The following is a 21,549-nucleotide window of genomic DNA, read 5'->3' as shown; positions in this document are numbered from 1 at the left end:
ATCGGCGGAAGTTATTCTCAAAACAGGGTGTGCTGTGTTACAATGTGTTAGTTGAGAAGATCCGGGTGTAATCTTGAGAAGATCTGAAGGTGGTAGCCTGATGAAGCAAATACTGATTCTGAACGGCCCGAATTTAAATATGCTGGGCATCCGGGAGCCTGCCGTTTACGGCGTCGAAACGCTGTCCGACATTGAACGGAAGCTTGAGCGCCTGGCAGAAAGCTTGTCCGGAATTGAATTGGATTTTTTTCAGTCCAACCATGAAGGCGCTTTGATCGACAGAATTCATCAGGCACACGGCGAAAAGGATGGCATTGTCATCAATCCGGGGGCCTTTACCCATTACAGCTATGCCATTCGCGACGCCTTGGACGCGGTCGGCATTCCGGCGGTGGAAGTGCATCTTTCGAACATTCATAAGCGGGAGCCGTTCCGCCATGTATCCGTGACGGCCCCTGTCGTAATCGGGCAAATAGCCGGTTTCGGCACCTTCAGCTACGAGCTGGGATTGACGGCTATTCATCAATATCTTATGAAGAAGGGTTGATCTCATGGAATCCGTTCGCATTCAACGGCTGAGAAACGCCATGGCCAAGATCGGTCTGGAAGCCCTGCTGATCACGAATGTTTACAACCGCAGATACATGACAGGCTTTACCGGTACGGCGGGTTATGCGCTGATCACACAAGAAAAGGCGGTGCTTTACACCGATTTCAGGTACCGGACGCAAGCGCCGCTTCAAGCAAAGTATTATGAGGTTATTGAGCATTTGCCCAACCTGACCGATTCGATCAAGATGACGTTGAACGAGCTGCAGCTGGCCCGCCTCGGTTTTGAACAAGACCATCTGAGATTTGGCACTTATCAAGAATATGCCAAAAAGCTGGCCGGAATCGAGCTTGTACCGACATCGAATTTGGTAGAGACGTTAAGGCTGGAAAAGGACGATTCCGAACTGCAGGTGCTGCGGGAAGCCGCGGAGCTTGCGGATCGGACGTTTTCCCACATTTTGAAGGTACTCAGGCCGGGACTTGCGGAAAAAGACATCGCACTGGAAATCGAAATTTTTCTGCGCAGGAACGGAGCCGACTCCTCTTCATTTGACACAATCGTAGCTTCCGGAGAAAGGTCCGCTCTGCCCCACGGGGTTGCCGGTGAAAGAAAGCTCGGCAGCAACGAATTTGTCAAGCTGGATTTCGGGGCTTATTACAAAGGGTATTGCTCGGATATTACCCGAACGGTGCTCCTTGGAAAGCCGTCCGACAAGCACAGGCAAATTTACGACATCGTGCTGGAGGCGCAGCTGAACGTGCTTGAGCATCTGAAGCCGGGTATGATCGGGCGTGAAGCCGATGCACTGGCCAGAGGCGTGATCGCCAAATACGGCTACGGGGATCATTTCGGACACGGCACCGGTCACGGTCTGGGGCTGGAGATCCATGAAGCTCCGAGGCTTTCCGTGAACAGCGATACCGTTTTGAAGCCGGGTATGGTGGTTACGGTTGAACCGGGCATATATTTGCCGGGTTTCGGCGGCGTCCGTATTGAAGATGACGTGGTGATTACGCACAACGGCATTGAAATTATCACCAAGGCATCCAAAGACTTTATCGTGCTCAATTAGAAGGCCGGATCATTACGTACCCCCGATTCGCGTCTGACTAGATCTTTATACTGAAAGCGCGCCGGCAGCAGCCGTTTTCACGTATACATATGCCATTTTCAAATCTCAGGAGGGAAACACAGTGATTTCAGTTAACGACTTTAAAACCGGATTGACCATTGAAGTGGATGGGGATTTGTTTACCGTCATCGAATTTCAGCATGTGAAGCCAGGCAAAGGCGCAGCCTTCGTCCGTTCAAAGCTGAAAAATTTAAGAAACGGCAATACCGTTGAAAAAACGTTCCGCGCCGGCGAGAATGTCACGCGCGCGCACATTGAAAACCGAGAGATGCAGTATTTGTATGCGAGCGGCAATGAATTTACGTTTATGGACACTGAGACATACGATCAGATTACATTGAGCCGGAAGCAGTTGGAATGGGAACTGAATTTTCTCAAGGAAAACATGAATGTCAATATTATGTCGTTTCAAGGGGAAATTCTCGGCATCAATATGCCGAACAGCGTGGAGTTGAAGGTCATTGAAACGGAACCGGGAATTAAAGGCAACACCGCGACAGGCGCCACCAAGAACGCAAAGGTGGAAACCGGCCTGCAGGTGCAGGTTCCGCTGTTTATCAATGAAGGAGACGTTCTGCTGATCGATACGCGCGAAGGCAAATATATTTCCCGCGCTTAATTTGCGACAACATAATTGAAATGGGTTAGGAGTGTTCGGTTTGTCTTTAATCGTGATGAAATTCGGCGGAAGTTCAGTCGGCACTGCGGAGCGAATCAAAAAAGTGGCCGAACGAATCATTGCAAGCAAGGAGCAGGGGAATCGCTGCGTGGTTGTCGTGTCCGCCATGGGGGATACGACTGATGAATTGATCGATTTGTCCAATCAACTCACCGATCATCCGCCGGCGAGAGAGATGGATATGCTGTTGACCACAGGAGAACAGATTTCGATCGCGCTGCTGGCTATGGCCATTCAGAGCTTCGGTCATGAAGCGGTATCCTATACCGGCTGGCAGGCCGGGATGATTACCGAGCCGGTTCACGCCAAGGCCCGGATAACCGATATCCGTCCGGATCGCGTGCTGGCATCCTTGGATCAAGGGAAAATCGTCATAGTCGCCGGCTTCCAGGGAATATCCGGAGACGGTGAAATCACAACGCTTGGCCGCGGCGGTTCGGACACGACCGCTGTAGCGATGGCTGCTGCGATTCATGCGGATTATTGCGAAATTTATACGGATGTGGACGGAGTTTACTCCACCGATCCGAGAATCGTCAAATGCGCACGGAAACTGGATCAAATCTCATACGATGAAATGCTGGAGCTGGCTAATCTCGGCGCTGCCGTTCTTCATCCGAGGGCAGTCGAATATGCCAAACATTACGACGTACAGTTGGTTGTGCGTTCCAGCTTTAATCACAACGAAGGTACGCAGGTAAAGGAGGAAGCGGAAGTGGAGCACGGTATCGTTGTCAAAGGAATCGCTTTGGACAAGAACGTTGCGAGGATCAGCATCCTGGAAGTTGAGGATACGCCGGGCATTTTGGCCAAAGTGTTCACTTCGCTGGCGAAGGAAGGCATCAATGTCGACATCATCGTACAAAGCGGCACGCTGAATGGAAAGGCGGATTTCTCTTTCACCGTATCATCTGCTGACGTCGGCAAGGCCCTGCAGGTCATTGAAAACATTCGGCCGGAGGTATCCTACAGGGAGGTGACTTCGGAAGCGGGGCTGGCCAAGGTGTCGATCGTCGGCGCAGGTATGGTCAGCAATCCCGGTGTGGCGGCGAAGATGTTTGAGGTGATTTCCGGCCAGAACGTCAACATTCAAATGGTCAGCACGTCGGATATCAAGGTTTCCTGCGTGGTGGCTGCGGATCGCGCAAATGATGTCATTATCGCGCTTCATAGCGCTTATGGATTGGATACAAGCGAACAAGCCTTTGTCGGGGGGCCGAAAGAACGCCGATAGAAGCCTGTCCGACGGATTGATTTTCGTGAATTTTTATTCAAATGGAGTATGAAGGAATAAGGGAATGAGTGCGGAAGTGCAACTGCCATCCCTTTTACGGAATAACGAATTTAATTGAGTAAATATTCACGATCTTGCTTACGTCGGACAGACCCCTGAGCCTCTAACGGAGTCCGCCAAACAAAATTTGTGCGATTTTCAACAGCACGGCGGTAATGCCCGCGGCCATCAGCGGACCGACGGGAATGCCTTTAAGAAAAACGATGCCGAAAATTGAGCCGATCACGAGACCCACAATCAACTGTGGGTCTATTTTTAACAGCTCCAGTCCTTTTCCGTTCATATAAGTAGCCAAAGCTCCTCCGGCCAAAGCGATGACGCCCGGGAGAGACGTGAACACGGAGATGACTTCCCTCAAGGTTATTTTATTGCTTGCGAAAGGGACAAGCACGGCCATCGTCAAAAAAAGCAGACCGAGCTCAAGCCCGCGCCTTTCGACCGAGGGCAGAAAACGGTCCAAATCGAACAGTTTGACAGCAAGCAGAATGCATGCGGCAATCGTGATGATATGCGAACGCCCCAGCATACCCACAATAATGAGAATCACCAATACAATTTCACCGTTCATGGCAGAGCCCCTTGTCCTCATCGTTCTAACACATTGTATGAACGGTGGTGCTTGTTCATGCTTCTACAGTCCCCAAGGAACTGAGGAAATATTTTTGGGAAGACCCAAACAGGCCAAGAAGTGGATAAGGTCATCCAGCATTACTGCCGCCGAAAAAACAAAACCAAGGAATATGTGGTGGGCGTGATTTCCGTCATTCGTACGAAGTACGTCGAGTGTAATGGAACCATGAGGGGGAAGAAATCGAAGGGGAAGAAATCGAAGTAGAAGGATGAGTTGAAGATGCAGGGGAGCATGGGTATGAGCCGAAGGCCATACCCATCTCTCTAAACAACGCTAAAGTATGGGTTTCGTTATTTCAGTCACCCGAAGGGTTATTGTTCTTGGAATAATTCTTCGCGGCATGTCATAATTTCACGAGAATATGATCCTGCAGAACCGGAACGACATCAAATTGATTAAAATTGCAGCAAAACAGGACATCCTCCTCAAAGCCAAGCCGGCACAATTTCTTTCCGTTGGCGCAGGACAGGATCGCGTTCTGCATGTCGGTGCCGGCATGCAGATAGGCATGCCGCATGGCCAGGCCGAAATCATTCACTTCCGGCTGTTCTTCGGCGAATGAATAAATGCAGTCTACGATACATCCGGCGCATAAGCCATCCTCTAACGAAAATTGATCCTGCGTCCCCGCGCAGACCAGAACCACGTCGCGCTTTAATTCCCAAGCCACCCTCGCACAGCTGCGGGCATTCAACAGGGACCCCAGCAAAACATGAGAAGCTTTTTGCACTTTTTGCATGGCTCTGGTTCCGTTTGTGGTCGTCATGATGATTTTTTCCCCCTGCAGGCCATGGTCCCTGTATTCAAGCGGAGAGTTTCCGAGATCAAACCCGGTTATTTTTTTGCAGTATCTTTCTCCTCCGAGAAGTTCTCCTTCCTCCCGAAGATTTTTTGCCTGTATGACGGTCTCTACGGGAATGATCCCTGCGCATCCGGCGGCCAGTGCTGTCACGATCGTGCTGGTGGCCCGCAGCACATCGATCACGATGACTGTCTTGTGAATCAAGTCGTCGGATCTGGCTTCATTCACACTGGGGATAACGTCCAACCGCATGTTTGATTCCTCCTGTTGTTAGATTCCGTCAAATGAGGCATGCGATACATCATTGGCGAAACTGAAGGTGTCTGATCTTAAGCCTCTTCTTAAGGATTCCAGGGACAGCAGATCTCCGGCGGCGATATTGCCCAGATTGGCATCACGTCCCAATAACCGAATCAGATGCACCTGCTGATCCTTCAACGGAGCTTCCCACATGATGGCCGACGGGTTCGGAATGTTTTTCAACAGATCCAGAATCCGTCCGTCTTCAAAATCTCCCTGCTCATCATAGATGCCGACACCTTTGCCCGATTCCCGGCCTTCAATAATGACAAGCTCTGCTCCGTATTCCGTATCGATATGAACCGTGTCCACCAGCTCTTTCGAATGAATGGAGGAGCCTTTTGTTTTTTTGCCGTATTCGGTGAATACACGAAATCCCTGCTTTACACCCCGCATGATCAACTGGTTGCGCAGATTCCGGTCCATCTCGATGGTGCCGTCGGAAACCTCCAGCCCCGTGAAACCCAATTCGGCAATCATGCCAAAGAACGCATCCGTCACGTCATGACAAATCGCGCTCTCGAGAAAAGTTCCGCCCGGTAGAATGCAGATGTCGTTTTCCCTGGCCAGCTGAATTTTTCTTTCCAGGATCGGCTTGGGATATAAAGGAGAAGTGCCGAAGCCGAGCTTGATGATGTCGATGTATTCCCCCGAGGTATGGAGAAGATCCTCAAATGTGTGAAGTCCCAGCCCTTTGTCAATGACCATCGTTTTGCCAGTTGATCTCGGCTTCATGTTTCTGCTGCCGGTGGGATCGGCCAACTGCGGGTGCCAGTTCATATGAACGGTTACTTTCATCCAACTATCTCCTTACTGTAAGTTTTAAATGTATGACGCATGTAAGCAATATATGCGCTGCAAGATAGGGGTGTGCCCAGTAATCCTAAAAATAGACATGCCTGCATAGATTAGTAGAAGGTTGGTCCATTATTGTCCATTTTTCAAAAAAGGGACTGCAAGGGAGGCGTAAAATCGGATGTTGAACAAAGTCGTTCTCAGCATGGCGATGCTCCGAATGATTTCCGGCAGCCTTGAATTGATTGCCGCAGTAATTATGCTGCGGTTGAACCAAATCGATAAGGCGTTGATCGTGAATTCGGGATTGGCGCTGGTCGGACCGGTCATTTTGATTAGCACAACGACGATCGGACTGGTCGGAATCGCCGATAAAATTTCGTTCACCCGGATGCTTTGGATTTTGCTCGGTGTCAGCTGCATCTTTTTTGGCATTATCAAGAAATGAAGCGGATTTTCAGGCAGACGTCGGGGAAAAGTTCGCTTCACCAGTCATATTTGAGGGGGCCAAGCATACATATGGATGTAAACGAATGGACAACTTGGAGGAAGCGATCATGCCGGATCATGTTTTTTCCTTTCTGCCGGGATCCCTGCACAGAATTGCAGCTGGTCTTCCCCGCGAGATATTGGAGACATTGCAGGAAATCCGCATCAGGGAAAGCCGGCCGCTGGAAATCGTGTACGACCATGATCATGCTTTCGTTGACGCCGGCGGGAAGATTTCGGATAATCCCGCTGCGGCATACAGGCCCAGTCATCAGGAATGCCTTCAACTGTTGGACCTTCTGACCGATCATTCACTGTACACCTTTGAGGAAGAGCTGAAAAGAGGGTTTATCACGGTAAGGGGCGGTCATAGGGTAGGGCTTTGCGGCAGGGTTGTGCTGGATAAAGGAGAGATCAAGCAAATCAAAGACGTGACAGGCTTCAATATCCGTCTGGCCAGAGAGATGATCGGCGCCGGTCGGAGCGTTCTGCCCTATCTGATTGACTTTGAGGCGCAAACGGTCCGCCATACTCTCCTGATCTCCCCTCCCCTTTGGGGCAAAACCACCGTGATCCGCGATCTCGCACGCATGATCAGCACCGGCGAGTGGCCGCACCAACTGGCTTGGAAGGGCAAAAAAGTGGGGATTATCGACGAAAGGTCGGAATTGGCCGCCTGCGTAAAAGGAGTCCCGACGTTTCATGTCGGTCCGCGCACGGATGTGATGGATCACTGTCCGAAGGCGGAAGGCATGATGATGATGATCCGTTCGATGTCGCCAGATGTGCTTGTGGTCGACGAGATCGGCAGACCCGAGGATGCCGCAGCCATTCGCGAGGCGCTGCGGGCGGGTATTAAAGTGCTCGCCACGGCGCATGGAGCGGGGCTGGAGGATATCCGGAGCCGGCCGATGCTCAGGGAACTCATCGAGGAAGGCATTTTTGAGCGGTATGTCGTTCTGCCCGGAAGAAAAGGCACCGGACGGCCGCTGCAGGTTTTTGACGGGAGCGGCTTTCTCCAGGTTAAAACCCCATTTGATTCCCATGTGAAGAAAGTGTGAAGCGTTCATGCTGAAGTTGATGGGAGCCGCGCTTGTCTTGTTCGCCGGTGCGATGGCCGGATTTTACCAGTCCTGGCGCCTTGCTTCAAGGCCGAGACAAATTCGCGGATTGATTCACGCCCTGCAGGTATTGGAGACGGAAATCGTGTATGCGCTGACCCCGCTGCCGGAGGCTCTGCGGAAGCTCGGCAGAAAAACTGCGGCGCCGGTCTCCGGGCTTTTCGGGCAGATCGGCGACAGGCTGGAGCAGGAGCAAGGAATCACACTCCAGGAAGTATGGGAATTCACCGCTCTGGATTATTGGAAGCAGACAGCCATGAAAGAAACGGAGAGAGAGATTGTCAGACAGCTGGGCAGAACCTTGGGAATTTCCGATAGGGAGGATCAAGTGAAGCATCTACATTTGGCCATCCGCGAGCTGCAAAGGGAAGAGATGACGGCAATCGACGAGCAGAAGCGTTATGAAAAGATGTGGAAGAGCCTTGGGATACTTGCGGGCGTATTGATCGTCATCATGATGTATTAACGGCCTTCCTGATACGGATGTGTGAGGTGCCTATGAAATGAATGTAGACGTGAACGCGATTTTTCAGATAGCCGGAATCGGAATCATCATCGCCATGATCCACACCGTCCTGAAGCAAATGGGAAAAGAAGATATGGCGCATTGGGTCACATTGATCGGCTTTATCGTCGTTCTGTTTATGGTAATCAGAATGCTCGATGAATTGCTGAAAGAAATCAAAACGATTTTTCTCTTCCAGTAAGCGTCCTTGAAGAATTTATATTGAATCACTTTAAGCGGATTTGAATTTTCTGACGTCCCAAGCCATTTTCATTCCGCCAGAGCTGATGAAAAATGGCAGGCTGAAGCGTCCCCTTGAAGAATTCTCATTGAATTTATTTTTAATGGAAGAGAATTTTCAAGGTAGGTGATCGATGTGGAAATGATCCAAATCGTCGGGATCGGCTTGATCGCCACGGTGCTGTCGCTTGTGATCAAGGAGCAAAAGCCGGTATTTGCTTTCCTGCTGGCCCTATTTACGGGAATCATCATTTTCTTGTACCTGATCGGTAAAATTGCCGCGATCATCCGGGTATTGGAGAATCTGGCCGAACAGTCCCACATCAACATGATCTTTCTGAAGACGGTATTGAAGATCATAGGAATCGCATACATTGCCGAATTCGGTGCCCAAGTCATCCGCGATGCGGGACAAGAATCGATCGCCTCAAAAATTGAGCTTGCAGGCAAAATCCTGATCATGGTCATGGCGATTCCGATCATCACGGTAATTATCGAAACGGTGATCAAGCTGCTTCCCGCTTAACCACTTTGGCCTGGCCGCAGGCATTCGAAGGAGAGATCCGGCGATGTCCATCTTGAAATACCGGAAAGCCGCTGCGGTTCTCGCGTTTGCTCTGCTCCTGTGGTTTCCCGGCAGCGTTCGGGCGGACGGGCCGATGGATGCCATAATCAAAGAGCAGGCACAGCATGTCCAAACGGATCAGGTCGAGGCTTACTGGCAGCAGCTGATGCAGCAGTACGGCGGGTATTTTCCCGGAAACCGAACGCCGACCCTGATGGATATGATCCTCCCCGGGAGGGAAGGATTAAGTATCTCTACTGTGATGAAAGGGCTGCTCTCGTATTTTTTGCATGAAGTTTTATACAATGGGAAACTGCTCGCGACGATCGTAATTCTGACGGTATTCAGTCAAATTCTGCAGACGCTTCAGGGCGCATTCGAGCGAAAAGCTGTGAGCAGCGTCGCTTACGCCATCACATACACAGTGATGATCATCATCGCCATCAACAGCTTCAGCGTCGCAATCGGATACGCCAAGTCGGCGATTACCGGAATGATCGACTTTATGGTGGCCATGATCCCGCTGCTGTTAACCCTGCTGGCATCGATGGGGAGCGTAGTCTCCGCTTCGATTCTTCATCCGCTGATCATTTTTATGATTCATACGGTGGGTACGCTGATTTATGCCGTGGTCTTTCCGCTGCTGTTTTTTTCAACGGTGCTGCACATTGTCAGCTCGTTGAACGAGAAGTACAAAGTCACACAATTGGCCAATTTGCTGCGCAATGTCAGCGTGGGCCTGCTGGGAGTTTTTCTGACGGTTTTTCTCGGCGTTATTACCGTGCAGGGAGCGACCAGCGGGGTGACGGACGGGGTGACGATCCGGACGGCCAAATATGTCGCCGGAAATTTCGTGCCGATCGTCGGTGGACTGTTCTCCGACGCGGCCGATACCGTGATCAGCGCCTCGCTGTTGGTCAAAAACGCCATCGGCCTGGTCGGCGTGATCATCATTATTCTGCTAGCTGCCTTCCCGGCCGTCAAGATATTGACGCTCGCCTTCATCTATAATTTGTCCGCTGCCGTCCTGCAGCCGTTGGGGGAAAGTCCGATAACCGCCTGTCTGGAAACCATCGGAAAAAACATGATATATGTGTTTGCCGCGCTTGCCGCCGTCGGCTTGATGTTCTTCCTGGCGGTGACCATCATCATAACGGCAGGCAATGTATCCATCATGATGCGCTGATCGGGCCGATAAGGAGGATGCTGCGATGATTGCCTGGCTGAGCGGTTGGCTGAAAGAAATCATTATGGTGATTCTGCTGGCGACGTTTGTAGATTTGATGCTGCCGAACAGCAGCATGCAGCGTTATGTGAAGGTTGTGATCAGCCTGTTCATACTGGTCGTTCTGCTTTCGCCGATCCTTTCCGCGCTGTTTGACCGTTCTTTCAGCATCAAAGCGGCCGCGGAGCTGGAGAATTGGTCGCAAGCCGATGCTTATGGAAAAGCGTCCGAAGCCGCGACCCGGTATATTCTCCAGCAAGGGGAAAAACTGCGGGAGGAAGGGGTAAAGCAGGCAGCGGACATTACGAGAGAGCGGCTGGCCGGATTGATCCGGCAGCAGATTGAAAGGACTGAGCCGCAGCGGGTGCGGGAAGTGAACGTGAAGCTGGACATCGGACCGAATCAGAGCTTGTCGATCGGCAGCGTGCAGGTGGTCCTCCTCAACGATGGAGAGCGGGATGCTGTAAAGGAAAAATCCTCCGGTTCAGGAACGGGACTGACCATTTCTCCGGTCAAACCGATTGAACCGGTTGACATAAAGATTCACGTTGGAAAACAGAAATCCGAAGCCGTACCGGCGGCTGCGCGGACGGAGAGCGAGAATGCCTCCATGCGGGAAACCGGCCGGCGGATCAAGAGGATGCTGACGGACCAATGGAAAATACCCGAGGATAAAATTCAAATTATCTTTGACCGTGATCCGTCGAAACCGGAATAGGCAGGCGGACATGCGGGCCATTTCGTCAATCCGGTCAGCGAAATTCGTCGGCGGGAGGAGAGGCTCATGGAAAAATTGCTGCAATGGATGGAAAACTGGATCGGGGGCGGGCCGGGCGGCGCAAAAAGAGTTTCCACGTTTCGCTGGCTGCTGATAATCGGCTTGACGGGAATCATGTTCATGATCCTCAATTCTTTTGTGAACGTGAAAAACACGGATAAGATCATTGAAAGCAAAGCCGCTCCTCCGGAGAAGCCGGCCCGGGAGGCGTTCGTTTCGAAAGGAAATCCGCAATCGCCGTTTTCTGAATATGAAACGATGTACGAGTCGAGACTAAAGGAAATACTGGAAAAAATCGTCGGTGTCGGGGAGGTCAATGTGATGGTCAATATCGATTCGACCGAGGAGATCGTCGTTGAAAAAAACCGCAAGGATACACAGCAAGTTACCGATGAAAAGGATCAAAGCGGAGCCACCCGGCACGTTACGGATGTCACGCAAGACGGAGAGGTCGTCCTGTATCAAGTCTCCGGCGATCAAACTCCCATTGTGCTGAAAAAAATCAAACCAAGGATAAGGGGGGTGTTGATTGTCGCCAGAGGAGCTGAAAATCTGACCGTCAAAAAGTTGATTGTCGAAGCGGTCGAACGAGGTCTGGATGTGCCTTCGTACCGCATTTCCATTGTACCGAGAAAACAATAGAGGGGATAATAAGAAGGAGGAATCACGGATGAATTCGAAAAGGCAAACAATCTGGCTTGTTTCCATGCTGAGCTTAATGGTAGTGCTTTCCGCTTACTATTTGTTCACCGACAATGTCGACCAACTGGATACGGTGACCGGTAAGCTTACAGATCAACAAGGGACGGGCATCAAAGCGGACCAGACAGGCGGCTCGGACAATTCGGCGGGAGGTCAAAGCGCAGGCTCCGCAGCTGCAGGCACTGGAAAGCAGAATTCTAAGGACAGCGCGGCGGCACAGAATCCGACCTCTAAAGACAGCGTCGGCACCGCGATGAATCAGCCGCAGGGCGACGAGCAAATTTTGAAAAAGATCGAGTCGCAGCCGGCTTCAAGTCAGGACTATTTCACGTCGCTGCACATGAAAAGGGATGAAGAAATGAATCGCCAATCCGACCAGCTGATGGCGATCATCGGGGATACGACGAAAAGCGCCGATGTGGTGAGCAAGGCCTATGACGATATGCAGAAGCTGGAGGACAAACAGGCGAAAATCAGCAACATTGAGCAGGAATTGCTGAAGGATTATGCGGATGTGTTCGTCTCCGAATCCGGTTCCAAATGGAGCGTGCTGGTCAAGAGCGACAAGCTGCAGAAGAGCCAAGCCGTCAGCATCGTCGACCTTATGACCGGCGAATTGAAGATCACGCCGAACAATGTGGTTGTCAAATACATGAAGTGAGAAACCCGATTCGCAAGCGGACAGAGCCGGAAACCCGGCTCTTTTTGCTGTCCGGCGGAGGGCTAGATAGAAATGGGTATCCTTCCAACGGCAAATCGGTTATAATTCTGTTCGTGTGCAAAACGGGATTGTGATATAATACTAACGTTGCGGTCAAGCCTTCCGCAATCTTGTTCTTCTGTCAAGCTGTGACAGCCAACGCTGAAGGAGTGAATGTTTGCATGTTCAAACTGAGTGAAATCAAGGAATTGATTAAGCTGGTGGATCAAACTTCCGTTCGGGAGCTGGAGATCGATCATGACGGTTCCCGGCTGATGATCCGTAAAGCCAATACAACCGAACCGGTGATCATCAATACGGTCCCCGCTCCCGCCATGCAGCCCGTACATACGCAAGCTTATGTCCCCGAAACGGCACAAGTCTCCTCTCCCGTCAAAGAGGCGGCTTTTGCACCGGCAAGGGAGGAACAAACGGACGACAATCTGCACAGCATCGTTTCCCCGATGGTCGGCACGTTCTATGAAGCACCGTCTCCGGGAGCGGCACCGTTTGTGAAAGTCGGGGATAAAGTCAAGGAGAAGACCGTGGTCTGCATTGTGGAAGCCATGAAGCTGATGAATGAAATTGAAGCCGAGATCAAAGGGGAAATCGTCGAGGTGCTGGTGGAAAACGGCCAGTTGGTTGAATTCGGACAACCCTTGTTTCGGGTCAAACGCGATGCCTAAGCCTTATTTCGCGCTACTGAAGTTTAGGAGGAATATGATTCATGAAGTTTCACAAAATATTGGTTGCCAACCGCGGAGAAATCGCCGTTCGCATTATCCGTGCCTGCCGGGAAATGGGCATTTATACGGTGGCGGTGTTTTCCGAGGCGGACCGCAACGCACTTCACGTCAGACTGGCCGATGAAGCGTATTGCATTGGGCCGGCCCCGTCCAAAGACAGCTATTTGAACTTGACGAACATCATGAGTGTGGCAACGCTGACGGAGGCGGACGCGATTCATCCGGGCTACGGATTTCTGGCCGAGAATGCCGACTTTGCGGAAATTTGCGAAACCGTCGGGATCACATTCATCGGGCCGTCCCCCGATGCGATCAGCAGGATGGGCGACAAATCCGAGGCCAAACGGACGATGATTGAAGCGGGTGTGCCGGTTATTCCCGGTTCCGACGGTTTGGTGGAGCACATGGACGACGCCGTGCGCATCGCCTCGGAAGTCGGGTATCCGATCGTCATCAAGGCAACTGCGGGCGGAGGCGGCAAGGGAATTCGCATCGCCGAAAACGAGGATCAGCTCGTCCAGCAAATTTCTGCCGCTCAGCTGGAGGCGCAGAAAGCCTTTGGAAACTCCGGGGTATACCTGGAAAAATATTTGACCGGAATGAAGCATGTGGAGATCCAGATTTTGGCCGATAAGCACGGGAATGTCGTCCATTTGGGTGAACGGGACTGCTCCGTCCAACGCAGACGCCAAAAGCTGGTTGAGGAGGCTCCCTGTCCCGTGCTGACGCCGGATGTCAGGGAACGCATGGGTGATGCGGCGGTGCGCGCGGCCCGGGCCGTCAACTACTCCGGGGCCGGAACCCTGGAATTTTTGCTTGGACCGGACGGTCACTTTTATTTTATGGAAATGAACACGCGGATTCAGGTTGAGCATCCCGTAACGGAAATGGTAACCGGCGTGGATATCGTAAAAGAAATGATCTCCATTGCCGAAGGAAATCCGCTCTCGTTCTCCCAGGAGGACGTCACCATCAAGGGATGGTCGATTGAATGCAGAATTAATGCGGAGGATCCGGATCGCGGCTTTATCCCCTCACCGGGGCAGATTCAGCTTTATTTGCCTCCCGGCGGCTTGGGTGTCAGGGTGGACAGCGCCGCTTATACGGGATATACGATCTCTCCCCATTACGATTCGATGGTAGCCAAACTGATCGTATGGGGCGAAACCCGCGAAGCCGCCATTGCCAGAATGAGCAGAGCGCTGCACGAATTTGCCGTGGAAGGGATTCATACGACCGTTCCCTTTCATTTGAAGCTGCTGCAGCACAAAAAATTTCTATCCGGCGATTTCGATATCAAATTCCTGGATGAGCATGACGTGAACGATCCCGATTCATAAGCCCGGTTGATAATTTTCCGTTCTTCAGCTTGCTGCTGGAAAACAGGTGGGCTGATAAAGTGCGGTCGGCGAGCAACTGTTTGTCATAATTATCATGAAATGGTATAGTAATATAAGTATAAGACGAACCAATCTTATGTTTCTGCTGTCATCGGTCGTTTCGGACAGTACCGCATGTTTTGACTTTGGAGGTGTATTTTTATGAATACAATTGCTCCCGATTATGAGAAAACCGAATTGGGGAACATTCAGATTGCTCCCGAGGTGATTGAAATCATCGCCGGTTTGGCCACCGTTGAGGTTCCCGGAGTGGCCGGCATGAGCGGAGGGATTGCCGGGGGGATCGCGGAACTTTTGGGTCGCAAGAATTTATCCAAGGGCGTGAAGGTCGAGGTCGGGCAAAAAGAGGCAGCGGTGGATGTGTCCATCGTCGTTGAATACGGCCGCCGCATTCCCGAGGTGGCGGCGGAAATCCAGAAGAATGTAAAGAATGCCATCTATTCCATGACCGGACTCAGCGTGGTCGAAGTCAACGTGCATATACACGATGTCCATTTCAAAGAACAGGATAAACCATCCGTTGAAGACGAGACAGCTGCAGTTCAGCGGGTCCGATAAGATTCGCTAATGGCTATAGGCATTCTGTTGACGAACCCCCGGCATCGAGCCTGGGGGTTTACTTTAACGCCGGAAGGGGACAGGCAATGTGATTAAAATTTTGGATAGAATCCTGCTGTTCTTATGCAGTTTGGTTATCGGCATCCTATCGATCGGCCTATTGGCACTCAGCTTTCAATGGATTAAGCTGCCGAACGTGGAAACTGTGCTGGACAGCTTTTATCGCGACATGATTGCCAGAAGCACATTCATCGCCTTATCGATCCTGTTCCTGTTGATCAGCATCCGCTTTCTGTATGTTTCTGTTCGCAAAGCGGGCCCTGACGTTTCATCGATTGATCAGCGGACAGATTTCGGAGATATCCGCATTTCTTTGGAAACGATTGAAAATCTGTCCTTGAAATCCACTTCACGCGTTAGAGGGGTTAAAGACCTGAAAGCAAGAGTCACTGTGAATGATGCAGGCTTGGAAATTTTGATCCGGACGATTGTCGACGGAGAAATTTCGATACCGCATTTAACTGAAGAGATCCAGCGTTCCGTCAAAGGTCATGTTGAAGAAGTGACCGGCATTCCCGTTGCTTCGGTTTCCGTTTACGTAGCGAATATCAATCATTCGCCAAGCTTCAAGAGCAGAGTGGAATAGGGGTGATCACCCGTGTGGAACGAGCTGTGGGAACGGTACAGGGCCTCCACGATCGGAATCGGCGCAGGATTTTTGCTCGGCGTCATCTATTTGTTTTTCGGGTTCTGGAATATGCTGGTCTTTGCCTTTATCGTTTATGCCGGTTATTACATAGGCAGCAAGGTGGATCGCCGCGAACCGGTTTTTCCTCCAATAAACGGGCTGTATCAGCGGTTTCTTGATTTGGCGGAAAGATGGAGAATGTTCAGATGATCCCTGTGACCTTTCATGGGGATTGTTTTGTTTTGGAAATCCGCTTTCATGACGTATACTAAAGTTATCCATCGATTTTGCGGCAAACAATCGATCTTGACCGTACAGGAGGCTGTTGCAATGAGACGAAGGCAGGCCAGAGAGATGGCCGTACAAAGCTTGTACCAAATGGAAATGAACAATGCGAGCGCGGCGGAAGCCGTCTCGGTGTCGCTCGAAGAAGCCCGCTTGGGAGATGAATACAATTTGTCCGACGTGAGCAATGCCGAACTTGGGAGCACTGCCGCTGCTGAAGAATATATTATGGAATTGGTGGCCGGCGCTTCCGCTCATCGAGAGGCCATAGACGGCTTGTTGAAAGGATTTTTGACGGGCTGGCAGGTGGACCGTCTGTCTCGCGTGGACAGGCAAATTCTGCGGCTCGCCGTTTACGAAATGGTTTATCGGGATGACGTTCCCCCGAAAGTCGTAATTAACGAGGCTATTGAAATTGCCAAGCGCTTCGGCACGAAGGAATCGGGAAAGTTCGTGAACGGTGTTCTGGGAAGGCTGATCAAGGATTTGGATCAGATCAAAAGCAAGAGCAGCAATTAGGGCTCGCCTTACAGTCAAAATCAATAAAGTGGAGGATTCGGCAATGACAGCGCAAACGATTAACGGAAAAGAAACGGCGGCTCTGATCAAGGAGCGGCTCAAGGAGGAAATCGCGATTCTTGCACGGGACGGAGTTGTGCCGGGCCTTACCGTCATATTGGTCGGGGAGGATCCCGCCTCACAGGTCTATGTGCGCAACAAGGCCAGAGAATGCGAAAAGCTCGGCATGGCCTCCGAGGTCATCCGCCTGCCGGAGACCGCTTCGGAACAGGAGCTTTTGCGGCTGATCGGCGAATTGAACCGAAATGAGCGCGTGCATGGGATTTTGGTTCAGCTTCCGCTTCCGGGACACATTTCCGAAAAAGCGGTGATCGATGCCATATCGGTTGAAAAGGACGTGGACGGTTTTCATCCGGTGAACGTCGGAAATTTGCTGATCGGGGGAGAAGGTTACCTTCCCTGTACCCCGGCCGGCGTGATAGAACTTATTAAGCGGACGGGCATTGCCATCGCCGGCCGGCACGCTGTTGTCGTGGGCCGCAGCAATATCGTAGGCAAGCCTGTCTCGCTGCTGCTTCTGCGGGAGAATGCGACCGTAACGATTTGTCATTCAAGGACGGCCAATATGGAGGACATCACCCGCCAGGCGGATATTCTTGTCGTGGCCGTCGGCAAGGCCAAGATGATCGGCGCCCGGCATGTCAAACCGGGCGCGGTCGTTATCGATGTCGGCGTGAACCGGTTGGAGGACGGAACACTGGCCGGCGATGTGGATTTCGACGAAGTGAAGGAAATAGCCGGTCATATTACGCCGGTTCCCGGCGGGGTCGGACCGATGACGATCGCCATGCTGTTGAGCAATACCCTGGAATCCGCCAGGAAATTCGCTTCCGTCAAGCATTGACACCCGCTCGAGGTATGGGTTCGCATGTCCCCGTATGAAATTTAAAGATGGTGATGCTCATGCAGAATGCCAAACGCATTCTGACGGTCAAAGAATTGACGCGTTATATCAAAATGAAAATGGAATTGGACCCGATTCTTGTCGATGTATGGATTCGCGGAGAACTCTCCAACTTCACCCATCATTCCAGCGGGCACATGTATTTCACGCTGAAGGATGAGGACAGCCGCATCAAATGCGTGATGTTCGCTTCCCACAACCAGCGTCTCCCGTTTCTCCCGAAGAACGGAAGCAAGGTGCTGGCGAGAGGCAGTTTATCTGTCTTTGAGCGTGATGGGCAGTATCAACTGTATGTCACGCAAATGCAGCCGGACGGAATCGGCAGCCTGTATCTTGCTTTTGAACAGTTGAAGCAAAAGCTTGAACGGGAAGGTTTGTTTTCCCCTCATCTCAAAAAGCCGATTCCGCCGTTTCCGAAGGTGATCGGCGTGATTACGTCTCCGACTGGCGCCGCCGTCAGGGATATCATGACCACTCTGCAGCGCAGGCTGCCGTCCGTTTCGATCCTGCTGTTTCCGGTACTGGTGCAGGGAGAGCAAGCGGCATCTTCGATCGTTCGGGCGATCGAAACGATGAACAGATTGAAGGAAGCCGACGTCCTGATTGTCGGAAGGGGCGGAGGGTCCTTGGAGGAGCTCTGGGCTTTCAACGAAGAAAGTGTGGCCCGCAGCCTTTTCGCGTCGGAAATTCCGGTTATTTCGGCGGTTGGGCATGAGACCGATTATACAATCGCCGATTTTGTCGCCGATCTGCGGGCAGCCACACCGACGGCCGCTGCGGAGCTGGCCGTTCCCCATCACATCGAGCTGGGTCAGCAGCTTTCAAGCCTGTCCCGCAGGCTGTATTTGGGAACGATGATGCAGTTTCAAACCAAACGCGAACGAATGACCCGGCTTCAGCGTTCCCAGGTGTTCGTGCAGCCTCGCAAGTACCTGATGCAGCCGGCGCAAAGAGTGGATCGTCTGCGCGAGCAGCTGACATACAAAATCCGCGGAAAGCTCCATGCCGCTGTTCAACTGGCAGCGCAGGCGGAACACAAATTGACGTCGTTTAATCCAAGGGAGCGGCTCCGTTCGGAGCGCAGGCGGCTGAGGGCAGCCAGGCATATGTTTTCCCAAACGGTGGAGAATGTCCAAAAAGAACGGAAGCAGCAGCTTCTGTCGCGGATCCGGCAGCTGGATGCGCTGAGTCCGCTGAAGGTCATGCAAAGGGGATACGGACTGGTTTACAAAGCGGAAGCGCTCGTAAAGTCGATTGGACAGGTTGAAACGGGGGACATGCTTACGGTAAGACTGGCGGACGGCCGTGCGGAATGCGAAGTGCGTTCGTTGAAAGGAGAGGGTAATATTCATGGAAGAGAAGAATAATCTAAGCTTTGAGGAAGCGATCGAACAATTGGAGCAAATCGTCAGCCGGCTGGAAGCGGGCGATGTTCCGTTGGAGCAGGCGATCGAATGGTTTCAGGAAGGGATGAGGCTGTCCCAATTTTGCAGCCGCAAGCTGGATCAATTTGAGAAAAAAATAGAAATTTTGCTTGAAGAAGACGGTGAATTGGTAAAAAAACCCTTCGGCATCACGATTGAGGACAAGGGGGATTCGGATTGAACGATTCGCTGACGATCGAGCAGTATATCAAGCGGCAGTCCGAAACAATTGAGCGGGAGCTTCGCAGAATCATTCCCCTTGATTGGAATATCCCGCCGAAATTGAAGGAATCCATGCGGTATTCGCTGGAGGCGGGCGGCAAACGGATGAGGCCCATTCTTGTCCTGGCGGCCGTCGAGGCGCTTGGGGGATCGGTGGAAGCGGCAATGCCCGCAGCCTGCGCGGTAGAGATGATCCATACCTACTCCCTGATTCACGATGATCTTCCGGCCATGGACAATGACGATTTTCGCCGGGGCAAACCGACGAATCACAAAGTGTTCGGGGAAGCGATGGCGATTCTTGCCGGAGACGGTCTGCTGACCCATGCTTTCCACACGGCGCTGCAGTCCTACCGCAAGCAGGGCATTCCGGCGGAACGGATGCTCAGCATCATTGAAGAGCTGGCGGCGTTCGCGGGAATTGCCGGCATGGTCGGCGGCCAGGCGGCTGACATCCTGGGGGAGCAGGGAGTCACTACCCTCAAGGAGCTGGAATATATCCATTTGCACAAGACCGGCGATTTGATCGTCTGCTCTTTGAGGATCGGCGGCCATGCCGCTCTAGCCTCCGACGAGCAGCTGGAGGCGCTGCAGCAGTTCGGGAGGAATATCGGCCTTGCCTTCCAAATCCAGGACGATATTCTGGATATTGTCGGAGATGAGGCGAAGCTCGGCAAGAAAACAAATGCCGACGGACAAGCCAACAAGGTAACTTTTCCGTATTTTATCGGTCTGGAGGCAAGCCGGGACAAGGTGGCCGAATTGACCGCAAAAGGCAAGCAGGCGATCCAGGACGGGAACTTTCCGAATCCGGAACGGCTGCTCAGGCTGGCCGATTATTTGATGGGGCGCGAATATTGAACCCGCTTCAACCATTTGGCTGGGCTGCCACTTCATTTTCATTGAGCATAATTTTATTTATATGGTATAATAAGTGCAAAGGGACATGAGTGGTGCAGTATTCTAGTCAGTCCACCTTTCTGAAGGCGGGCCTAAAAATTCGCCAAAGGGCACATCGATGAAGTTCCTTGTGTTGGCTTTCGACGCCCAGTCGGGGGCTGATGCTGGGAGTTAAGGTTGTAGGGCGATCCACAATGGCATGTGGGCGTTGACCCTGCTTCCGCGGAGGCCCAAGTGCGTGGCGGTATGCACCTTTGTGTGCAGGGTTACGGCTTGGGGTATGAACCTGCAAATGCGAGCCAAGCAGCTTTTACACGAATCGGCTTGCGGTGCAGCGTAGCCTGCCTTGAGTGGGCCAAGAGGGATTGCGGATGGTAGGAATTTATTTTTTCGGCCAAAAAAATAAATTCCGGATGCTGCATGAAATCCGGCCTGCAAAAGAGGCTAAGGAAACGGTTCAGGACTGTAGGGGAAAACTCCTAGACTGTTCTTGTATGAGGCTTTTTAAGGATTATAGTGTGGACTAAGTGGTAATCTAGTCTGATGTCCGGCGACGGCATCAAGTCAAGCGTAAAGGGAAACCGCCTCTTCGGCGACGTCGGGGTGTTTGACTGGGAAAACCTACTGGACCTAAGCCACAGCGTTTACTTAAAAAGTCACCACTCCTCTTTAAAGATAGGAGAACGTTTCTTAATGAAATATTCCTTTCGACACTCCATGAAATGGAGTATTTTTATATCAGCGGTAACTTTTGTTCTCGCCGCTGTTTTCTCCGTCTCTTCCACGATAATTTTGGAGGGGGTGGCATGGGGAATGGGCATGCTGATCGTGCTCGGACTGGTCATGATCGGAATCGTCTTCGACATGATGGGTTTGGCCTCGGCAGCGGCGAACGAGACGCCGTTCCATGCCATGGCCTCGGAGAAGGTCAAAGGGGCCAAGCAGGCCATTGGTATCGTACGAAATGCCGATCGATTTTCCAACTTTTGCAATGATGTCGTCGGTGACGTTTCCGGAATTATCAGCGGCGCGGCAAGCGCCATGGTCGTTCTGAAGCTTTTGACATCTTTGAATGCGGAACAATCCGCGTTATATACTACGGTCAGCGTTGTGTTCAGCGCGTTGGTTTCGGCTTTGACGGTTGGGGGAAAGGCGTTGGGTAAATCGTTGGCCATCCGCAATGCGACGCAAATCGTACTGATTATCGGGAAATTTTTTTATTTTCTGGAGCATCGGTTCGGAATTCGCATATTTAATACCGTAAAGAAGAAATCTAATAACGGAAAGCGGGGGAATAAACGTGCTCGAGCAAATCAACCAACCTAGTGATAT

28 protein-coding genes are annotated in these 21,549 nt (G+C 51.7%); 24 read left to right on the top strand and 4 right to left on the bottom strand.

From position 1 onward, the window contains the following. Positions 1-100 precede the first annotated feature (100 nt). From aroQ to VF724_RS07290, 4 genes are all read left to right on the top strand, one after another. Positions 101-547, top strand: a complete 447-nt coding sequence (aroQ, locus tag VF724_RS07305) for a type II 3-dehydroquinate dehydratase (protein WP_371753579.1) — start codon at positions 101-103, stop codon at positions 545-547. Between the two features lie 4 nt (positions 548-551). After that, a complete protein-coding gene (locus tag VF724_RS07300) occupies positions 552-1,625 on the top strand; it encodes a M24 family metallopeptidase (RefSeq protein WP_371753578.1) in 1,074 nt (357 codons plus the stop codon). 121 nt (positions 1,626-1,746) lie between these two features. Further along, the gene (gene efp, locus VF724_RS07295) at positions 1,747-2,304 is read left to right on the top strand and encodes an elongation factor P (protein ID WP_371753577.1); all 558 of its coding nucleotides are present in this window, start codon (positions 1,747-1,749) and stop codon (positions 2,302-2,304) included. Positions 2,305-2,344: 40 nt separating this feature from the next. After that, a complete protein-coding gene (locus VF724_RS07290) occupies positions 2,345-3,598 on the top strand; it encodes an aspartate kinase (RefSeq protein WP_371753576.1) in 1,254 nt (417 codons plus the stop codon). Between the two features lie 163 nt (positions 3,599-3,761). Here VF724_RS07290 and VF724_RS07285 read toward each other — a convergent pair whose 3' ends face one another. The 3 genes from VF724_RS07285 to comA form a co-directional block, all read right to left on the bottom strand. Continuing rightward, a complete protein-coding gene (locus VF724_RS07285; RefSeq protein WP_371753575.1) occupies positions 3,762-4,226 on the bottom strand; it encodes a DUF441 domain-containing protein in 465 nt (154 codons plus the stop codon). Positions 4,227-4,632: 406 nt separating this feature from the next. Beyond that, positions 4,633-5,343: a 2-phosphosulfolactate phosphatase gene (locus VF724_RS07280; RefSeq protein ID WP_371753574.1), complete on the bottom strand. Its 711-nt coding sequence runs from the start codon at positions 5,341-5,343 to the stop codon at positions 4,633-4,635. Between the two features lie 18 nt (positions 5,344-5,361). Continuing rightward, positions 5,362-6,189 (bottom strand): phosphosulfolactate synthase, encoded by an 828-nt coding sequence (gene comA / locus VF724_RS07275; protein WP_371753573.1) that lies wholly within the window; start codon positions 6,187-6,189, stop codon positions 5,362-5,364. Between the two features lie 178 nt (positions 6,190-6,367). Here comA and VF724_RS07270 point away from each other — a divergent pair, with 178 nt between their 5' ends. From VF724_RS07270 to VF724_RS07180, 19 genes are all read left to right on the top strand, one after another. Next, entirely contained in the window at positions 6,368-6,634 is a 267-nt protein-coding gene (locus tag VF724_RS07270; RefSeq protein ID WP_371753572.1) for a YqhV family protein, read from the top strand. An 85-nt stretch (positions 6,635-6,719) separates the two neighbouring features. After that, entirely contained in the window at positions 6,720-7,736 is a 1,017-nt protein-coding gene (spoIIIAA, locus tag VF724_RS07265; RefSeq protein ID WP_371753571.1) for a stage III sporulation protein AA, read from the top strand. Between the two features lie 7 nt (positions 7,737-7,743). Beyond that, positions 7,744-8,262 (top strand): stage III sporulation protein SpoIIIAB, encoded by a 519-nt coding sequence (spoIIIAB, locus tag VF724_RS07260; RefSeq protein WP_371753570.1) that lies wholly within the window; start codon positions 7,744-7,746, stop codon positions 8,260-8,262. A gap of 37 nt (positions 8,263-8,299) precedes the next feature. Further along, the gene (spoIIIAC, locus tag VF724_RS07255) at positions 8,300-8,503 is read left to right on the top strand and encodes a stage III sporulation protein AC (RefSeq protein WP_371753569.1); all 204 of its coding nucleotides are present in this window, start codon (positions 8,300-8,302) and stop codon (positions 8,501-8,503) included. A gap of 174 nt (positions 8,504-8,677) precedes the next feature. Further along, on the top strand, positions 8,678-9,067 hold the full coding sequence (gene spoIIIAD, locus VF724_RS07250; protein ID WP_371753695.1) for a stage III sporulation protein AD: 390 nt from the start codon (positions 8,678-8,680) through the stop codon (positions 9,065-9,067). A 43-nt stretch (positions 9,068-9,110) separates the two neighbouring features. Next, positions 9,111-10,292 (top strand): stage III sporulation protein AE, encoded by a 1,182-nt coding sequence (gene spoIIIAE / locus VF724_RS07245; RefSeq protein WP_371753568.1) that lies wholly within the window; start codon positions 9,111-9,113, stop codon positions 10,290-10,292. Between the two features lie 25 nt (positions 10,293-10,317). After that, positions 10,318-11,049 carry a stage III sporulation protein AF gene (gene spoIIIAF / locus VF724_RS07240; RefSeq protein WP_371753567.1) on the top strand — a complete coding sequence of 244 codons (732 nt, stop codon included), beginning with the start codon at positions 10,318-10,320 and terminating at the stop codon, positions 11,047-11,049. A gap of 66 nt (positions 11,050-11,115) precedes the next feature. Beyond that, positions 11,116-11,751 carry a stage III sporulation protein AG gene (gene spoIIIAG / locus VF724_RS07235; protein ID WP_371753566.1) on the top strand — a complete coding sequence of 212 codons (636 nt, stop codon included), beginning with the start codon at positions 11,116-11,118 and terminating at the stop codon, positions 11,749-11,751. A 28-nt stretch (positions 11,752-11,779) separates the two neighbouring features. Beyond that, a complete protein-coding gene (locus VF724_RS07230) occupies positions 11,780-12,472 on the top strand; it encodes a SpoIIIAH-like family protein (protein ID WP_371753565.1) in 693 nt (230 codons plus the stop codon). Positions 12,473-12,693: 221 nt separating this feature from the next. After that, positions 12,694-13,197: an acetyl-CoA carboxylase biotin carboxyl carrier protein gene (gene accB / locus VF724_RS07225; protein ID WP_371753564.1), complete on the top strand. Its 504-nt coding sequence runs from the start codon at positions 12,694-12,696 to the stop codon at positions 13,195-13,197. 41 nt (positions 13,198-13,238) lie between these two features. Beyond that, entirely contained in the window at positions 13,239-14,597 is a 1,359-nt protein-coding gene (accC, locus tag VF724_RS07220) for an acetyl-CoA carboxylase biotin carboxylase subunit (protein ID WP_371753563.1), read from the top strand. Positions 14,598-14,798: 201 nt separating this feature from the next. After that, a complete protein-coding gene (locus VF724_RS07215) occupies positions 14,799-15,215 on the top strand; it encodes an Asp23/Gls24 family envelope stress response protein (protein ID WP_371753562.1) in 417 nt (138 codons plus the stop codon). A gap of 88 nt (positions 15,216-15,303) precedes the next feature. Further along, on the top strand, positions 15,304-15,861 hold the full coding sequence (gene amaP, locus VF724_RS07210) for an alkaline shock response membrane anchor protein AmaP (RefSeq protein ID WP_371753561.1): 558 nt from the start codon (positions 15,304-15,306) through the stop codon (positions 15,859-15,861). A 12-nt stretch (positions 15,862-15,873) separates the two neighbouring features. After that, complete coding sequence (locus VF724_RS07205) at positions 15,874-16,113, top strand: DUF2273 domain-containing protein (protein ID WP_371753560.1); 240 nt, start codon at positions 15,874-15,876, stop codon at positions 16,111-16,113. A 120-nt stretch (positions 16,114-16,233) separates the two neighbouring features. Then, complete coding sequence (gene nusB / locus VF724_RS07200) at positions 16,234-16,707, top strand: transcription antitermination factor NusB (RefSeq protein ID WP_371753559.1); 474 nt, start codon at positions 16,234-16,236, stop codon at positions 16,705-16,707. A gap of 43 nt (positions 16,708-16,750) precedes the next feature. Beyond that, the gene (gene folD, locus VF724_RS07195) at positions 16,751-17,611 is read left to right on the top strand and encodes a bifunctional methylenetetrahydrofolate dehydrogenase/methenyltetrahydrofolate cyclohydrolase FolD (RefSeq protein WP_371753558.1); all 861 of its coding nucleotides are present in this window, start codon (positions 16,751-16,753) and stop codon (positions 17,609-17,611) included. 59 nt (positions 17,612-17,670) lie between these two features. Further along, on the top strand, positions 17,671-19,038 hold the full coding sequence (gene xseA / locus VF724_RS07190; protein ID WP_371753557.1) for an exodeoxyribonuclease VII large subunit: 1,368 nt from the start codon (positions 17,671-17,673) through the stop codon (positions 19,036-19,038). Further along, positions 19,022-19,276: an exodeoxyribonuclease VII small subunit gene (gene xseB / locus VF724_RS07185; protein ID WP_371753556.1), complete on the top strand. Its 255-nt coding sequence runs from the start codon at positions 19,022-19,024 to the stop codon at positions 19,274-19,276. The genes xseA and xseB overlap by 17 nt, the downstream gene beginning before the upstream one ends. Next, positions 19,273-20,178, top strand: a complete 906-nt coding sequence (locus VF724_RS07180; RefSeq protein ID WP_371753555.1) for a polyprenyl synthetase family protein — start codon at positions 19,273-19,275, stop codon at positions 20,176-20,178. The genes xseB and VF724_RS07180 overlap by 4 nt, the downstream gene beginning before the upstream one ends. Before the next feature lie 305 nt (positions 20,179-20,483). Here VF724_RS07180 and VF724_RS07175 read toward each other — a convergent pair whose 3' ends face one another. After that, entirely contained in the window at positions 20,484-20,639 is a 156-nt protein-coding gene (locus VF724_RS07175; protein ID WP_371753554.1) for a hypothetical protein, read from the bottom strand. Between the two features lie 271 nt (positions 20,640-20,910). On the opposite strand from VF724_RS07175, the gene VF724_RS07170 reads away from it, so the two are divergent. Beyond that, the gene (locus tag VF724_RS07170; protein WP_371753553.1) at positions 20,911-21,543 is read left to right on the top strand and encodes a CNNM metal transporter family protein; all 633 of its coding nucleotides are present in this window, start codon (positions 20,911-20,913) and stop codon (positions 21,541-21,543) included. Positions 21,544-21,549 lie beyond the last annotated feature (6 nt).

This window comes from Ferviditalea candida, assembly GCF_035282765.1.
Classification (GTDB): Bacteria; Bacillota; Bacilli; order Paenibacillales; family KCTC-25726; genus Ferviditalea; species Ferviditalea candida.
The sequence above is the reverse complement of the archived record's forward strand: the minus strand, read 5'-3'. Positions and strand labels throughout refer to the sequence as shown.

What these genes read in the sequence shown, in the direction of transcription:
- aroQ (WP_371753579.1), top strand. Translation starts at nt 101, where the DNA reads ATGAAGCAAATACTGATTCTGAACGGCCCGAATTTAAATATGCTGGGC.
- VF724_RS07300 (WP_371753578.1), top strand. Translation starts at nt 552, where the DNA reads ATGGAATCCGTTCGCATTCAACGGCTGAGAAACGCCATGGCCAAGATC.
- VF724_RS07285 (WP_371753575.1), bottom strand. Translation starts at nt 4,226, where the DNA reads ATGAACGGTGAAATTGTATTGGTGATTCTCATTATTGTGGGTATGCTG.
- VF724_RS07280 (WP_371753574.1), bottom strand. Translation starts at nt 5,343, where the DNA reads ATGCGGTTGGACGTTATCCCCAGTGTGAATGAAGCCAGATCCGACGAC.
- comA (WP_371753573.1), bottom strand. Translation starts at nt 6,189, where the DNA reads ATGAAAGTAACCGTTCATATGAACTGGCACCCGCAGTTGGCCGATCCC.
- VF724_RS07270 (WP_371753572.1), top strand. Translation starts at nt 6,368, where the DNA reads ATGTTGAACAAAGTCGTTCTCAGCATGGCGATGCTCCGAATGATTTCC.
- spoIIIAA (WP_371753571.1), top strand. Translation starts at nt 6,720, where the DNA reads ATGGACAACTTGGAGGAAGCGATCATGCCGGATCATGTTTTTTCCTTT.
- spoIIIAB (WP_371753570.1), top strand. Translation starts at nt 7,744, where the DNA reads ATGCTGAAGTTGATGGGAGCCGCGCTTGTCTTGTTCGCCGGTGCGATG.
- spoIIIAC (WP_371753569.1), top strand. Translation starts at nt 8,300, where the DNA reads ATGAATGTAGACGTGAACGCGATTTTTCAGATAGCCGGAATCGGAATC.
- spoIIIAE (WP_371753568.1), top strand. Translation starts at nt 9,111, where the DNA reads ATGTCCATCTTGAAATACCGGAAAGCCGCTGCGGTTCTCGCGTTTGCT.
- spoIIIAF (WP_371753567.1), top strand. Translation starts at nt 10,318, where the DNA reads ATGATTGCCTGGCTGAGCGGTTGGCTGAAAGAAATCATTATGGTGATT.
- spoIIIAG (WP_371753566.1), top strand. Translation starts at nt 11,116, where the DNA reads ATGGAAAAATTGCTGCAATGGATGGAAAACTGGATCGGGGGCGGGCCG.
- VF724_RS07230 (WP_371753565.1), top strand. Translation starts at nt 11,780, where the DNA reads ATGAATTCGAAAAGGCAAACAATCTGGCTTGTTTCCATGCTGAGCTTA.
- accB (WP_371753564.1), top strand. Translation starts at nt 12,694, where the DNA reads ATGTTCAAACTGAGTGAAATCAAGGAATTGATTAAGCTGGTGGATCAA.
- accC (WP_371753563.1), top strand. Translation starts at nt 13,239, where the DNA reads ATGAAGTTTCACAAAATATTGGTTGCCAACCGCGGAGAAATCGCCGTT.
- VF724_RS07215 (WP_371753562.1), top strand. Translation starts at nt 14,799, where the DNA reads ATGAATACAATTGCTCCCGATTATGAGAAAACCGAATTGGGGAACATT.
- nusB (WP_371753559.1), top strand. Translation starts at nt 16,234, where the DNA reads ATGAGACGAAGGCAGGCCAGAGAGATGGCCGTACAAAGCTTGTACCAA.
- folD (WP_371753558.1), top strand. Translation starts at nt 16,751, where the DNA reads ATGACAGCGCAAACGATTAACGGAAAAGAAACGGCGGCTCTGATCAAG.
- xseA (WP_371753557.1), top strand. Translation starts at nt 17,671, where the DNA reads ATGCAGAATGCCAAACGCATTCTGACGGTCAAAGAATTGACGCGTTAT.
- xseB (WP_371753556.1), top strand. Translation starts at nt 19,022, where the DNA reads ATGGAAGAGAAGAATAATCTAAGCTTTGAGGAAGCGATCGAACAATTG.
- VF724_RS07175 (WP_371753554.1), bottom strand. Translation starts at nt 20,639, where the DNA reads ATGCAGCATCCGGAATTTATTTTTTTGGCCGAAAAAATAAATTCCTAC.
- VF724_RS07170 (WP_371753553.1), top strand. Translation starts at nt 20,911, where the DNA reads ATGAAATATTCCTTTCGACACTCCATGAAATGGAGTATTTTTATATCA.